The following is a 14254-nucleotide window of genomic DNA, read 5'->3' as shown; positions in this document are numbered from 1 at the left end:
CCTTACTTTTTGTTGCCGACAGCAACACGGTCTTTCATCAGGTGCGACGGGCGGAACGTCAGGACCCGACGCGGATTGATCGGGACTTCTTGACCCGTCTTGGGGTTGCGACCGACACGCGCGGCCTTGTCGCGCACGCTGAATGTGCCGAAGGAGGAAATCTTGACCTGCTCACCGTTGACCAGAGAGTCCGACATATGCTCTAGCACGCTTTCCACCAACTGGGCGGAGTCATTTCGAGACAGTCCCACCTCACGAAAAACCGCTTCGCTTAGATCCATACGTGTCAGTGTCTTTCCAGCCATATCGTCCCCCAGTTGAATGTTTCAACAAACATAGGGGGAAGGAAAATTAGCTGTCAATATCAATGACGTGAAATCAAGGGTTTAAGCCGCATTCCGAGGCGAAAACACTCTGTTTACCAGCGCAGGACCACGGAACCCCACGCCAAACCGCCACCGATGGCTTCGGTGACCAAGAGATCGCCCTGTTTGATCTGGCCGCGTTCGACGCCAACAGAAAGCGCCAGCGGGATCGATGCAGCAGAGGTATTGCCGTGATCTTGCAGCGTCACCACAACACGCTCCATCGGGATTCGCAGCTTTTTCACGGTGCCTTGGATAATGCGAATGTTGGCTTGGTGGGGCACAATCCAATCGACGTCGTCGTCAGTTAGTCCTGCCTTATCCAAAGCCGCTGATGCAGTGGATGTCAGTTTCTCAACCGCCTGCCGGAACAGTGCATTGCCCTGCATCCGCAGCTTGCCGCTGGTGCCGGTGGTCGAAACACCGCCGTCGACATAAAGCATCTCGCGATAGCTGCCGTCGCTGTTTAGATCGGAAGACAAAATGCCGCGATCCGAAGTGGTGCCTGTGGATTCCTCAGCTTCAAGCACCAAAGCGCCTGCGCCGTCACCAAAAAGGACGCAGGTCGCACGATCTTCCCAGTCCATGATCCGGCTAAAGGTTTCCGCGCCGATGACCAGCACACGTTTCGCCATACCGCTTAGGATCTGCCCATTGGCATTCGCCAGCGCAAAGACAAACCCCGCGCAGACCGCTTGCACATCAAAGCCATAGCCGCGCGTCATGCCCAGCTTGGCTTGCACCATGGTCGCGACTGATGGAAAGGTCAGATCAGGCGTTGAAGTGGCGACAATAACCGCGTCGATATCGTTTGGTTCAAACCCAGCAGCTGCCAGGGCTTTTTGCGCCGCGATGACCGCCATATCAGACGTTGTCTGACCTTCGGCGGCAAAGTGACGGCGTTCAATGCCGGAACGCGTGCGAATCCATTCGTCGGTGGTGTCGAGCGATTTTTCAAATTCTGCATTGGGAACAATGCGTTCTGGCAGGTAGTGCCCGACGCCTCGGACGACCGCGCGTAGTGTCATGTGTTTGGTCCGTTCTTGTCCCCAGAAGTCTCGGCATCCTGCTGTAGCTGGACGGCGGATGCAACCCGCGCTGCCAGTTTTTCTGAGAAGCCAGATTGGGACAAGGTAAAGGCCAGTTTCACCGCGGCGGAGACGCCGGTTGCGTCAGAACTGCCGTGGGACTTCACAACTGTCCCATTCAATCCAAGGAAAACACCGCCATTGACGCGACGCGGGTCAATGCGCTTCTTCAGGCGCTGCATGGATGTAAAGGCCAGAACAGAGGCCAAACGAGACAGAGGTGAAAACTTGAAAGCTTCTCGCAGCAGGCTGCCGATCAGGTTCGCAGTCCCTTCGCCTGTTTTCAACGCGACGTTGCCGGTAAAGCCATCGGTCACGATGACATCAGCGCGATCGCCTGGGATATCGCCACCTTCGACGAAACCCACAAATTCAAAATTCGATGTCGCGGCGTTTTCGGCCATCAGGTCATGCGCGGATTTGAGTTCCGCGCGACCTTTGTGTTCTTCGGTGCCAACGTTCAGTAGGCCAATGCGTGGACGTTGGATGTTCATGCCGTTGCGGGCGTAAGAGGCCCCCATCAGCGCATATTGCAGCAGATCATGCTCGTCTGCGCGGATATCGGCCCCGACGTCCAGCATGATGTTGAAACCCTGCGGATTGCGGCTTGGCCATAGGATTGCGATGGCAGGACGGTTAACGCCGGGCAGTTTGCGCAGGCGCACAACAGACAGCATCATCAACGCGCCGGTGTTGCCACAAGAGACGCAAACGTCGGCTTCCTTATTGCGAACTGATTCAATCGCCGACCACATCGACGTCGACTTGCCGGTCCGCATCACCTGACTGGGTTTATCATCCATCGAGACAACGCCCTCGGCGTTGCGAATCTCTACACGGCCCGCGAGAACTTTCTTGCGGGCGACCAAGCGCTCTAATTCATCGATGGGGCCATGCAAGATAAACCCGATGTCCGGGTTCTTCTTCGCAGAACGAGCAATGCCGGCAACAACGGTTGCCGGCCCTCGATCGCCGCCCATGGCGTCAACGGAAATGATGGTGCGCCCGGCACCCGCTTTGGCGTTATCGCTTACAACGGACATTCGGGCGCAATCCGAACCGTCTTATGCTGCGTCTTCGTCCAGGTCGATCTCGTCAGCCATCGCGATGACTTCGCGGTCATCGTAGTGGCCGCAAGACGCACACACGTGGTGTGGACGTTTCAGTTCGCCGCAGTTTGGGCACTCATTTGGGTTGCCCGCAACCAGTGCGTCGTGCGCACGACGGTTGTTGCGGCGCGATTTGGATACTTTGTTCTGCTGGACAGCCATGTCGCAACCTTCAATATTTATGGGGCCATATGCCCGTTTACAGAGCGTTCCGAGGCTTTACGCGTTCCGCGATACCAAGTCCAACGCAAAATTCCGATGAGCGCGCGAAAATAGACAGAAATTTCTATTCCGCAAGCCCTATTTTTCGTCTTTTCCCGCCAGTTTGTCACGCAGGCTTTCAAGGCCCGCAAAGGGACGGGCATCTTCATCTGTCATCGCTTTCTTACCCGGCTCGGTAAAGTTGGTTTGCGCCAGCGAAACGCCCTCTTTGCGCGGATAAAGTGGCAAGGCGAGGGCCAGCGCCTCTCGCAACACGTCCAGAACATTGATTTCTGCGCTCAAAGCTTCGGTGTTTTCTTCTTCCGTCAGCTCGTATTCTTCGTCCTGCGGCGCTTCGTAATTCGCAAGAAACTGCCGATAGACAGGCACATCTACCCGAGTTGTTACTGGGTCAAGGGACACGATGCAGGGCTGCACCACGGTAAAACCAAGATCAGCATTCAGTTGCCAGTCACGTTTGCCAAGCGCTGCAATTGTGCCTTCAAACCGCAGTTTCTTGAATGCGGTGACGGCAACGTCCTCTGCCAATAAACGTAGGTCTTCGTCATCTGCTGTGATCAGAAAAGACGTCTTTTGATTCTGTGGCAGGTCCGCAACGCGGTACACATGCTTTGAATTGCTCATCTCTGACATGGTCGGATAATCCCCTGATCACGGCACCTTGCGACAACCCATTCTTGAATATGGGCCATTCCTTCTGTAAGCCGTTAAAAGCCAAAGCAGACGAAGGCAAGAGGGCAGGTATGGATCTGAGACGGAAACCATTCAGGGCAGGCGTTTTCGCCCTGTGTCTTTTTGCAGCGGCGTGTTCGGCCCAATACCGCAATCACGGTTACATGCCGCCCGAGGAAGATGTGGCAAATGTCATCGTCGGCGTTGATTCACGCGAAAGCGTGGCCGAAACACTTGGCGCGCCAACAGCTGGGGGTGTTTTGGACGATGGCGGCTTTTACTATGTACGCAGTCAGTTCAAAACTGTGGGGCCATTCCGCCCCGAAGAAGTCTCTCGCGAATTGCTTGCTGTGACATTCACGCCAAGCGGAACTGTCGCAAACATTGAACGGTTCGGGCTTGAAGACGGGCAGGTTGTGCGCCTGTCGCGTCGTGTCACTGATAATGGCCTGAGCGACATTTCCTTCATCCGGCAATTGCTCGGGAACCTTGGTAATTTTGATCCCGGTGGGTTCTTCCAATAGCCTTGTCATTCAGATGTCATGCTTGCGACACTATATCGTTGTCAGCATAGGCAAGACGAGGTGACCCATGGTCGGCTTGAAGAAGGGGCGCTATGTCGCCCGGTTGGCGGAAACCGAAAGCGATATAAGAGCGGCGCAGAAGCTGCGGCATCTGGCGTTCCACGGAACCGAAGGACTTGATGCGGACGACCATGATGTGATCTGTACCCACATCTTGGTTGAAGATCGCAAGTCAGGCCAACTTGTTTGCTGCTTCCGCATGTTGCCCTTGGCGACCGGCAATGACATCTCGCAAAGCTATTCCTCGCAGTTCTATGAATTGAGCGCGCTGGAAGCCTTCGAAGGCTCGATGGTGGAAATGGGCCGCTTCTGCATTCACCCGGAATGGCACGATCCGGACATCCTGCGCGTCGCATGGGCAGCAATGACCGGCTATGTCGATGAAAACAATGTGGAAATGCTGTTTGGCTGTTCGTCCTTCAAAGGCACGGACACTGACCCATACCTAGATTCCTTTGCCTTCCTGCGCGACCGACACCAAGCGCCGAAGCGCTGGCTGCCGCGGATCAAGGCGCCGAAGGTTTTCCAATATGCGAAAGGCCGACGTCGCAAGCCCGATTTGAAGCGGGCGCAGATGAAAATGCCGCCTTTGCTGCGCACCTATCTGATGATGGGGGGCTGGGTCAGCGACCATGCCGTTGTGGATCACGAAATGAACACGTTGCATGTGTTTACCGGGCTTGAAATCAAGGCGATCCCGCCAGCGCGAAAACGGCTCTTGCGGGCGATGTCATCTTAACAAATTTCGCCGCTTGACGGTGTGACGCGGGCGCAGTAGCCCATCCGCATGGCACGTATTCCTTTACTACAGATGAGCGGCATTTCGCTGACTTTCGGCGGCGATCCGGTCTTTGATAACCTCGATCTTGTTGTGCAACCCGGCGACCGGGTGGCGCTGGTCGGCCGCAATGGCTCTGGCAAATCCACGCTGATGAAGGTCATGGCGGGATTGGTCGAACCCGATCGAGGTGACATCGTGGTGCCTCCCGGCATTTCTGTAGGCTATATGGAACAAGAGCCGGATATGGCTGGCTACGCGACACTTGGCGATTTTGCGTCCTCAGGTCTTGATGCGGGCGAACTTTACAAAGTCGAACGCGCAGGTGAGGGCTTGAAATTTGATCCGGCGCGCACGGTGGAAACCGCATCGGGCGGGGAACGACGTCGTGCAGCCTTGGCAAAACTGATGGCTGAAGCGCCCGAATTGATGCTGCTGGATGAGCCGACAAACCACCTTGATATCGAGGCGATTGGCTGGTTGGAAAGCGAGTTGAAACAGACCCGCGCGGGTTTCGTGTTGATCAGTCACGACCGCGCCTTTTTACGTGAACTCACACGTGCAACCCTCTGGATTGACAGGGGAATGGTGAGGCGTCAGGAAAAAGGCTTTGATGCCTTTGAGGCCTGGCGCGACAAGATCTGGGACGAAGAAGACACCGCTCGCCACAAATTAGATCGCAAAATCAAAGCCGAAGCGCGCTGGGCGGTCGAAGGCATCTCTGCGCGCCGCAAACGCAACCAAGGCCGCGTGCGCGCTTTGGGAGAATTGCGCAAGGAACGTGCAAGCCAGATCAAACGCCAGGGCGCTGCAGCAATGGATTTCCAAGCCGGACCGAAGTCTGGCAAGAAGGTGATCGAGGCGAAAGATCTCTCCAAAGCCTTTGGCGACAAAACCATCGTGCGCAAGCTGGATATTCTGATCCAACGCGGTGACCGCATTGCCTTTGTTGGCCCGAATGGGGTCGGGAAGACCACTCTGATCAAAATGCTGATGGGGCAAGAAGCGCCCGATTCAGGTTCTGTCGCACTCGGCACCAATCTGGTTCCAGCGATCTTCGACCAGACGCGCGCGCAACTTGATCCAGACATGACACTTTGGGACAGCCTGACCGGCGATCCTGAGATGCGGGTTTCGGGCAAGGCCGATCAGGTGATGGTGCGGGGCAATCCGAAACATGTTGTCGGCTATCTCAAGGAATTCCTGTTCGATGAACGCCAAGCCCGCGCGCCGGTGCGATCTTTGTCAGGCGGCGAAAAGGCGCGTTTGTTGCTGGCCAAATTGATGGCCAAGGAAAGCAATCTTCTGGTGCTTGACGAACCGACCAATGATCTGGACGTCGAAACGCTTGATCTGCTGCAAGAGCTGCTGGATGACTACGACGGCACCGTGCTGCTCGTGTCCCACGACCGCGACTTCTTGGATCGCGTGGCCACGACAACCGTCGCCATGGAAGGCAATGGTGAGGCGGTGGTCTATGCAGGCGGCTGGAGCGATTACCGCGCGCAACGACAGCCGGAGGAGACGGCAGAGGCTGCAGAGAAGCCAAAGGCGAAAAAAGATAAACCCAAAGCTGAGAAATCGGAACAGATAGGTCTGACGTTCGCTGAACAAAAACGGCTAGAGGCTCTGCCTGCGGTCATGGACCGCCTGCAGGCCGAAATCGCGAAACTTGAAGACTTTATGTCTGACCCGGAACTTTTCACCAAAGAACCGGTGAAATTCCAGAAAGCGACTGAGGCTTTGGTAGAGCGTCATAACGCGCTCGCCGAGGCTGAAGAGGAATGGCTGATGCTTGAGGAGAAGGCGGAAACCGCCTAATCCTCACACTCTGTTTTATTGCATCCGCAACGCGCCATCCAAGCGGATGGTTTCGCCGTTCAGATAACCGCATTCGACAATGAATTGCGCAAGACGCGCATATTCATTTGGGTTGCCCAAGCGGGGCGGGCAGGTGACGTCTTTGGCAAGCGCATCCATGATGTCATCGCCCATGGCAATCAGCATTGGGGTTTTGAAAATGCCCGGCGCAATGGCCATGACGCGAATACCAGTCCGGCCAAGATCGCGCGCCATGGGCAACGACAGGCCGACAATGCCACCTTTGGAAGCTGCATAGGCCGCCTGACCTTTTTGCCCATCCATGGCCGCAATCGAGGCGGTGTTGATGATCACACCGCGCGCGCCATCTGCATCAGGGTCGTTGCCTGACATAGCTTCGGCGGCCAGTCGCGCCACGTTGAAGGTGCCGACAAGGTTGATGTCGATAGTCTTCTGAAACAGCCCCAATGGATGCGCACCGTCACGTCCCACGGTTTTTGCGGCAGGCGCGATGCCAGCGCAATTCACAGCGGTGGTGATTTTGCCCATGGCTGATGTGGCGGTCTCAATCGCGGCTTTGACCGAGTCTTCGCTGGTGACATCGGTCTCTACAAAAGTCCCGCCGATCTCTGCAGCAATGGCCTGACCCTTTTCAACGTCGCGATCCAGGATCGTCACTTTTGCCCCTTGGCTGGCGAAATGGCGTGCTGTGGCCTCTCCCAGACCTGAGGCAGCGCCGGTGATCACAGCTGCGGTATCAGAGATTTTCATAGGCGGCTCTCCTATCTGGAACGGAGGTTAATGAACATGTGTTCAGATAGAGAATACAAGGGCGGCCTGTCCAGAATGACGGCGCGTCTCAAAACTGAAAAAGCGCCCAACCGGACGCTCTTTCACAGGTATTTCAGACAGCTTAGTCAGCCAATTGCACAAGCGCATGGCGTTTTTTGCCAGCGCTCAGTTTGATCGGCGAGGCCAAAGCCGCAGCATCAAAGATTTTCACCTCGGTGAGCGGCTCATCATCGAGCTTTGCGCCGTTTTCGGCAATCAGGCGTTTGGCCTCTTTGCCAGTCTTGGCAAGCCCAGACTTAACAATCAACTGTACCACAGAAATCCCGTCGCCGATGTCTTCTTTGGTCAAAGAAAGTGTTGGCAAGTCTGCCCCAACGCCACCTTTTTCAAAGACTTCCCGTGCGGTGGCTTCGGCTGCGGCTGCGGCCTCTGCACCATGGCAGAGCGTTGTGACTTCGTTGGCCAGAATAATCTTCGCGTCGTTGATCTCTTGGCCTTCAAGCGCTCCCAAACGCTCGCATTCCTCAACCGGAAGTTCGGTGTAAAGCTTCAGAAAGCGGCCAACGTCCGCATCCGTTGTGTTGCGCCAGAACTGCCAAAATTCATAGGGGCTGCGCATATCCGCGTTCAGCCACACAGCACCGTCCGCTGATTTGCCCATCTTTTTGCCATCCGATGTGGTCAGCAGAGGAGAGGTCAGGCCAAAAATCTGATGATCAATCACGCGGCGGGTCAGATCGATCCCGTTGACGATATTGCCCCATTGGTCAGAGCCACCGAACTGCACCAAGCAGCCGTAGCGGCGGTTGAGTTCAAGGAAATCATAGGCCTGCAGGATCATGTAGTTGAACTCAAGAAAGCTCAACGATTGTTCCCGATCCAGTCGAGATTTCACGCTTTCAAAGGAAAGCATCCGGTTGACCGAGAAATGACGACCAATATCGCGCAAAAACTCAAGGTAGTTCAGACCATCCAGCCATTCGGCGTTATTCAGCATCAAGGCGTCGGTTTCGCCGTCGCCGTACTGAATGTACTTTGCAAAGACCTGCTTAATGCCGCTGATATTATCGTTGATTTGATCTTCGGTCAGCAGGGGGCGTTCGTCAGCACGGAAGGACGGATCGCCGACCTTTGTAGTTCCGCCGCCCATCAGGGTGATCGGTTTGTGGCCGGTCTTTTGCAGCCAACGCAGCATCATGATTTGAATAAGAGACCCGACGTGCAGCGATTTTGCCGTTGCGTCAAAACCGATATAGCCCGGCACCACGCCTGCGATCAAAGCGTCATCAAGGCCTTGATAATCGGTGCAGTCCGCCAGGAAGCCGCGTTCGATCATCACCTGCATAAACTCAGATTTGGGGTGGTAGGTCATGGTATCCGTCTCATATGATGTTGAAAGCTGTATAAGCAGGCTTGAGGTAAAGGAAAAGGCCATGTTGAAGGCCAAATTGAGCAAGGGCCCGATCCGCATCGCGGGAACCATGTCAGGCACATCGATGGACGGCGTGGATGTCGCGGTTTTGGAGACCGATGGAGAGCGAATACTCGGGTTCGGAGAGACCGCCTATCGTGCTTTTTCAGACGCTGAGCGGCGCGTGATAGCGACTGCGATGGGGCAATGGACGGGGCCGGATGTTGATCGGGCGGTGGTCACGGTGCAGGCGGCCCATACGCAGGTTCTCAGGGGTTTTGACGATGTCGACCTGATTGGCTTTCACGGTCAAACGCTGTCGCATGATCCGCGCGGTGGGCGCACGTTGCAAGTTGGCGATGGCGATCAATTGGCGCAGGACATTGGCACACCTGTCGTGTGGGACTTTCGCAACGCTGACGTGCGCATGGGCGGGGAGGGCGCGCCGCTTGCGCCGTTTTTCCATTTTGCCTGCGCCAAGTGGATCAAAGCCGATGCGCCGCTTGCATTTCTGAACCTCGGCGGCGTGGGGAACCTGACTTGGGTTGATCCACGCAAAACGCGCCCCGAAGACGAAGGCGCGTTGCTTGCCTTTGACACGGGTCCGGCGAATGCGCCGATTGACGATCTGATGAAGGAACGTCTTGGCAAACCCTATGACCAAGACGGCGCCCTCGCGCGGCGTGGTGAGGTCGAAACGGGGGCTTTGGAACTCTTCCTAGCGGAAAGCTATTTCACGCGCATGCCGCCGAAATCGCTTGATAGGAATGACTTTGCTGAGATGATCAAGCTGGTCAAAGAGCTATCAGATGTCGATGCAGCGGCCACCCTGACAGGAATGGCGGCGGCTGGTGTGGCGCAGGGGATCGAACATTGCCCGACACAGCCAGAGGTCTTGTTGGTTACAGGCGGTGGCCGCAAGAACCCGGTGATGATGGAGATGCTGCGCGTGTCGCTGGACTGCGTGGTGAAACCGGTTGAGGAGGTTGGTCTGGACGGAGACATGCTGGAGGCACAGGCCTTTGCTTATCTCGCTGCGCGAGTTGCGCGTGGGTTGCCGACATCTGGGCCAAGCACAACTGGGGTGAAAGCTTTGGTTGGTGGCGGGGTTTTAAGTTGTCCGACCTGATTTGGGGCTTTGCCCCCTTTGCTTGCAGCAAATTCCCCCAGAGTATTTTTGCAAAGGTGAAGGTTAGGCGTAGGGGATATCAAAACCTTTGGGCGCAAGTGTGAAGCCCTGAAATTGGAAACCCGGTGAAACCGTGCAGCCAACCAGCGTGAAGTCACCGGTCGAGCGCGCGGCCTGCCAATGGTGCTTTGGCACGATCACTTGCGGGTTTTGGCCGGCAAGGATGTCGTTGCCAAGAACAACGTCTTTCGCGGGGCCGTTTTCGCCTTCGGCGATCGACAGCACAAGCGGCGCGCCCGCGTAAAAGTGCCAGATCTCCACCGCATCGACCTTGTGCCAATGGCTGCGTTCCCCGGTTTTCAGCAGAAAATAGATCGCGGTGCCGACTGGGCGCCCGTCATTATCAGCCACCCAGGTTTCACGGTAATGGCCGCCTTCTGGATGGGGCTCTAGGCCGTAGTGCACTATAATGTCATCTGCAGTCATAGGTATTCAAACTCCGTGAAAGTGGCGGCTTCCCCACATTTTTGGCCCATGTCGTCAAAGAGGGTCCAGATCGTTGCATTGCGAATCTGAAACCGCCGCCCGGTGGCACTGACCCGGATGCCCTCGTAGTTCCGATAAAACCCAGTTTCGCGCATGACCTCAAACATATGGGCGCGCTGGTCGCGGTGGTTTGGCTCTGCCGTCAGGCGCGAGGGGAGGATGGTAAGGTCTTCCCAAGACATCTCCCACAGCTGCTGAGCAGCCAGATTGCCATAGGTCAGGATGGGGTCAGCAGCGGTGTTATGGGACAGCACAGGGAAAGGCGCTTCATAAAGCGGCTTAGCATCCAAGGTCGGCAACAGCGGCTCCCCGATCAAGGCTACGTAACTACGCAGCAACAGCAACGCGTGTTTGGCCTGATAGGCGTTTTTGTCTGAAGGTCTTTCCATGGCCGTTGCATAAAACGAAAAAAGCCCCGCGGAAAGCGAGGCTTTTGCAGTTCTAATACCTGACCTTACTTTTTCAGGATGGAGCGACCGGCGTATTCCGCAGTCTCACCCAGCATCTCTTCGATGCGGATCAGCTGGTTGTATTTCGCCAGACGGTCAGAGCGGGACAGGGAGCCGGTTTTGATTTGGCCACAGTTGGTCGCAACCGCGAGATCCGCGATTGTGCTGTCTTCGGTTTCACCGGAGCGGTGCGACATCACGTTGGTTAAACCCGCGCGGTGCGCCATGTCGACGGCCTTCAATGTCTCAGACAGGGAGCCAATTTGGTTCACCTTGACGAGCATAGAGTTGGCAGAGCCCTTTTCGATGCCTTGAGACAGGCGCGCAGGGTTGGTCACGAAGAGGTCGTCGCCAACCAGCTGGACTTTGTCGCCGATGGTTTCTGTCAGAAGTTTCCAGCCGTCCCAGTCGTCTTCGTCACAGCCATCTTCGATCGAGATGATTGGGTAGTCTTCAACCAGTTTCGCAAGGTAGGCGACGTTTTCTTCAGATGTCAGGGAAATACCTTCGCCCTTCATCTCGTATTTACCGTCTTTGTAGTATTCGGTGGAGGCACAATCGAGTGCCAGGTAGATATCTTCGCCCGGCTTGTAGCCAGCCTTTTCAATTGCAGCCATCACGAAGTCCAGCGCAACGCGGGTGCTTTCGAGGTTTGGCGCAAAACCACCTTCATCGCCGATACCTGTGTTGTGACCTGCGGCGGACAGTTCTTTCTTCAGGGTATGGAAGACTTCGGCCCCCATGCGGATTGCTTCTTTTACGTTGGAAGCGGAAACCGGCATGATCATGAATTCTTGGATGTCGATTGGGTTGTCTGCGTGCTCACCGCCGTTGATAATGTTCATCATCGGAACCGGCAAGATGCGCGCCTGCGTGCCGCCGATGTAGCGATAAAGCGGCTGCGAGGTAAAATCTGCTGCCGCCTTCGCGACCGCCAGAGAGACGCCGAGGATCGCGTTTGCGCCCAGACGCCCTTTGTTGTCGGTACCGTCGAGTTCGATCATCGCAGCGTCAATCGCTTCTTGTTCGGTCGCATCAAAGCCAACCAGCGCCTCTGCGATTTCACCGTTGACCGCAGCCACGGCTTCCAGAACGCCTTTGCCAAGGTAGCGGGACTTGTCGCCATCGCGACGTTCGACCGCCTCGTATGCACCGGTGGATGCGCCGGAAGGGACTGCCGCGCGGCCCATGGTGCCGTCTTCAAGGATAACGTCGACTTCGACGGTTGGGTTGCCTCGGCTATCGAGGATTTCGCGGGCATGGATATCGATAATGGTGCTCATGAGACTGTCCTTAAGTCTGCGTTCGGATTGCGCGTTTAATACCAATCCATTGTAAAAAGTAAACTACTGTTGCTAGCGCTAACAGGAGTAATTCGTCACAGTTAGGGCAAACATTTGAAAATGTTGAAAACTCAATCTGAGACTGGGATCAACCTTAGGTTATCAAAGGGTTGCGAAATGACCTCAATTGATACCGAATTTCGCCCAATTTGCCACCTATGGCTCTAACATGACGTCTTTTTCTGGCGTTGTTTCGGAGTTCTGTATTAGTAACAACGGTAGCAGAGTAATGATGTTAAGAGTAGTAACGGAGGACGGCTTGACGCAGGTAAATAAGCTGGCCCAACCCATGCAAGTGACAATGGATATACCATCAATTCTAATTGACGCCGATGTAGGCGTGTTTGATGTGGATTTGGTCACGGGGCGATCAACAGTATCTCCGGCATGGAAAACGATGATCGGTCTGGACCCGGACGCTGAAATCCTGCCACAGCAGGAATGGCTCGAACGTATTCATCCTGATGACCTTCCCAAAGTTGTCGCCGCAGACGAGGCGATGTTTTCGGGTGAAGCAGAGCGCAGCAAATCGACCTTCCGTATTCGCCACAAGGATGGCCACTACATCTGGCTGCAATCTAACGCGGGTATTTCTGCGCGCGATGCTTCTGGCATGGCGACGCGCATCACCGGCGTGCATACGAATGTCACCGAGGAAATGGAACGCGAACTGGCCAATGATGAATTCGTGGCCATGATCAGCCATGAATTGCGTACGCCCCTGACATCTGTGTTGGGTGCGCTGAAGATGGCCAACAGCGGGTCATTGGGTGAACTCAGCGGACCGATTGGCAACCTCTTGCAACTGGCGCAGCGGAATTCGAACCGTTTGCTGCATCTGGTGAATGAGCTTCTGGATTTCAAATCGCTGGAAAACGGCAACCTGTCTTATGAAATGAAAGCATTGGATGCGCGCGAAGTTGCCTCTGATGCGACGCATTCTATGGAAGGCTATTTGCAAGATGCGCAATCCATTGCTCTGATTGCACCCGAGGGTGACGAGAACCTCAAGATTTGTGCAGATGTAAACCGTCTGCAACAGATCCTCGCCAACCTGCTGTCAAACGCGGCGAAATTCTCGCCAACGCAATCAGAGATCACGCTGGAACTCAGCAACGTTGATGACATGCTGCAGTTTGCCGTTAGGGATCAAGGTGCCGGCGTGCCCGACGAACTCGAAGGGCGGATGTTCCAACGGTTCACCCAGACCAATTCGGGCGAGAAACGCAAGTTCAAGTCCACAGGACTTGGTCTCTCGATCTGTAAACGCATGACCGAGGACATGAACGGCAAGATTGGCTACTTCAACAATGAAGATGGCGGTGCCACCTTCTGGGTCCGCTTCCCTAAGCAACAATCTTAACCGAAATCAATTTTGAAAGTGTATTCCCTGTCGCTGTCCTGGCCAGCGATGGCTGACGTTATTTTGCATCACGTTTCAGTGGCACACCATAAAGTTCCAGCTTATGCCCCATCAAGCGGAAGCCAAGCTTTTCGGCGATCTTTTCCTGTAGCTTTTCAATTTCCGGGTCCATGAACTCAATCACCTCACCGGAATTGATATCAATCAGGTGATCATGGTGATCACGCTCGGCGTCCTCGTAGCGCGCGCGCCCGTCGCCGAATTCCAATTTGTCCAGAATGCCTGCTTCCTCAAACAGTTTCACGGTTCGATAGACCGTCGCCAATGAAATCGCTGAATCGCGTGCGCTGGCGCGGGCATAAAGCTCTTCGACATCCGGGTGATCGGTGCTTTCTTCCAGAACGGCCGCAATCGTCCGGCGTTGCTCGGTCATGCGCAAACCCTTGGCTTCACAACGAGAGATAATGGTATCGGACATGCGGGCCTCAATTGTCTTTGGGTGCCTTTAGTAAAGCGGACCGTGCGGAATTTCTACAGCAGACATCAACTTATCCACCGCAATTGCAGCTTGACCACAAGAGC

At 55.3% G+C, this 14254-nt stretch carries 16 protein-coding genes; 5 read left to right on the top strand and 11 right to left on the bottom strand.

All coding sequences use genetic code 11. From position 1 onward, the window contains the following. Nucleotides 1-2: 2 nt before the first annotated feature. From ihfA to BUA39_RS01510, 5 genes are all read right to left on the bottom strand, one after another. Nucleotides 3-305 carry an integration host factor subunit alpha gene (ihfA, locus tag BUA39_RS01530; RefSeq protein WP_072789886.1) on the bottom strand — a complete coding sequence of 101 codons (303 nt, stop codon included), beginning with the start codon at nt 303-305 and terminating at the stop codon, nt 3-5. 113 nt (nt 306-418) lie between these two features. Further along, on the bottom strand, nt 419-1393 hold the full coding sequence (locus BUA39_RS01525) for a beta-ketoacyl-ACP synthase III (protein WP_072789883.1): 975 nt from the start codon (nt 1391-1393) through the stop codon (nt 419-421). Then, complete coding sequence (gene plsX / locus BUA39_RS01520) at nt 1390-2496, bottom strand: phosphate acyltransferase PlsX (protein ID WP_072789880.1); 1107 nt, start codon at nt 2494-2496, stop codon at nt 1390-1392. The genes BUA39_RS01525 and plsX overlap by 4 nt, the downstream gene beginning before the upstream one ends. Before the next feature lie 21 nt (nt 2497-2517). Continuing rightward, a complete protein-coding gene (gene rpmF, locus BUA39_RS01515; RefSeq protein ID WP_072789877.1) occupies nt 2518-2724 on the bottom strand; it encodes a 50S ribosomal protein L32 in 207 nt (68 codons plus the stop codon). A 138-nt stretch (nt 2725-2862) separates the two neighbouring features. Then, nucleotides 2863-3417, bottom strand: a complete 555-nt coding sequence (locus BUA39_RS01510; protein ID WP_242648521.1) for a YceD family protein — start codon at nt 3415-3417, stop codon at nt 2863-2865. A gap of 110 nt (nt 3418-3527) precedes the next feature. Here BUA39_RS01510 and BUA39_RS01505 point away from each other — a divergent pair, with 110 nt between their 5' ends. The 3 genes from BUA39_RS01505 (at nt 3528) to BUA39_RS01495 (ending at nt 6639) form a co-directional block, all read left to right on the top strand. After that, nucleotides 3528-3980 carry an outer membrane protein assembly factor BamE gene (locus BUA39_RS01505; protein ID WP_072789871.1) on the top strand — a complete coding sequence of 151 codons (453 nt, stop codon included), beginning with the start codon at nt 3528-3530 and terminating at the stop codon, nt 3978-3980. A 67-nt stretch (nt 3981-4047) separates the two neighbouring features. Next, the gene (locus tag BUA39_RS01500; protein ID WP_072789867.1) at nt 4048-4779 is read left to right on the top strand and encodes a GNAT family N-acetyltransferase; all 732 of its coding nucleotides are present in this window, start codon (nt 4048-4050) and stop codon (nt 4777-4779) included. 48 nt (nt 4780-4827) lie between these two features. Further along, nucleotides 4828-6639, top strand: coding sequence for an ABC-F family ATP-binding cassette domain-containing protein (locus BUA39_RS01495; protein ID WP_072789864.1), 1812 nt, complete (start codon nt 4828-4830; stop codon nt 6637-6639). 15 nt (nt 6640-6654) lie between these two features. Here the strand turns inward: BUA39_RS01495 and BUA39_RS01490 are convergent, their stop codons facing one another. Further along, on the bottom strand, nt 6655-7410 hold the full coding sequence (locus BUA39_RS01490; RefSeq protein ID WP_072789861.1) for an SDR family NAD(P)-dependent oxidoreductase: 756 nt from the start codon (nt 7408-7410) through the stop codon (nt 6655-6657). A 142-nt stretch (nt 7411-7552) separates the two neighbouring features. Next, on the bottom strand, nt 7553-8803 hold the full coding sequence (gene tyrS, locus BUA39_RS01485) for a tyrosine--tRNA ligase (RefSeq protein WP_072789858.1): 1251 nt from the start codon (nt 8801-8803) through the stop codon (nt 7553-7555). A 61-nt stretch (nt 8804-8864) separates the two neighbouring features. On the opposite strand from tyrS, the gene BUA39_RS01480 reads away from it, so the two are divergent. Then, entirely contained in the window at nt 8865-9971 is a 1107-nt protein-coding gene (locus tag BUA39_RS01480; protein ID WP_072789855.1) for an anhydro-N-acetylmuramic acid kinase, read from the top strand. A gap of 63 nt (nt 9972-10034) precedes the next feature. Here BUA39_RS01480 and BUA39_RS01475 read toward each other — a convergent pair whose 3' ends face one another. From BUA39_RS01475 to eno, 3 genes are all read right to left on the bottom strand, one after another. Then, nucleotides 10035-10457, bottom strand: a complete 423-nt coding sequence (locus tag BUA39_RS01475; protein ID WP_072789852.1) for a cupin domain-containing protein — start codon at nt 10455-10457, stop codon at nt 10035-10037. Next, complete coding sequence (locus tag BUA39_RS01470) at nt 10454-10906, bottom strand: MEKHLA domain-containing protein (RefSeq protein WP_072789849.1); 453 nt, start codon at nt 10904-10906, stop codon at nt 10454-10456. Before BUA39_RS01470 ends, BUA39_RS01475 begins: the two co-directional genes overlap by 4 nt. Before the next feature lie 65 nt (nt 10907-10971). Beyond that, the gene (gene eno, locus BUA39_RS01465; RefSeq protein WP_072789846.1) at nt 10972-12249 is read right to left on the bottom strand and encodes a phosphopyruvate hydratase; all 1278 of its coding nucleotides are present in this window, start codon (nt 12247-12249) and stop codon (nt 10972-10974) included. A 361-nt stretch (nt 12250-12610) separates the two neighbouring features. On the opposite strand from eno, the gene BUA39_RS01460 reads away from it, so the two are divergent. After that, entirely contained in the window at nt 12611-13672 is a 1062-nt protein-coding gene (locus BUA39_RS01460) for a PAS domain-containing sensor histidine kinase (protein ID WP_165610470.1), read from the top strand. Between the two features lie 58 nt (nt 13673-13730). Here BUA39_RS01460 and BUA39_RS01455 read toward each other — a convergent pair whose 3' ends face one another. Beyond that, nucleotides 13731-14150, bottom strand: coding sequence for a Fur family transcriptional regulator (locus BUA39_RS01455; protein ID WP_072789840.1), 420 nt, complete (start codon nt 14148-14150; stop codon nt 13731-13733). Nucleotides 14151-14254 lie beyond the last annotated feature (104 nt).

The sequence above is a fragment of the Cognatishimia maritima genome (assembly GCF_900129685.1).
In the GTDB taxonomy this organism is placed as follows: Bacteria; Pseudomonadota; Alphaproteobacteria; order Rhodobacterales; family Rhodobacteraceae; genus Cognatishimia; species Cognatishimia maritima.
This window is presented reverse-complemented; position numbering and strand designations above follow the sequence as displayed.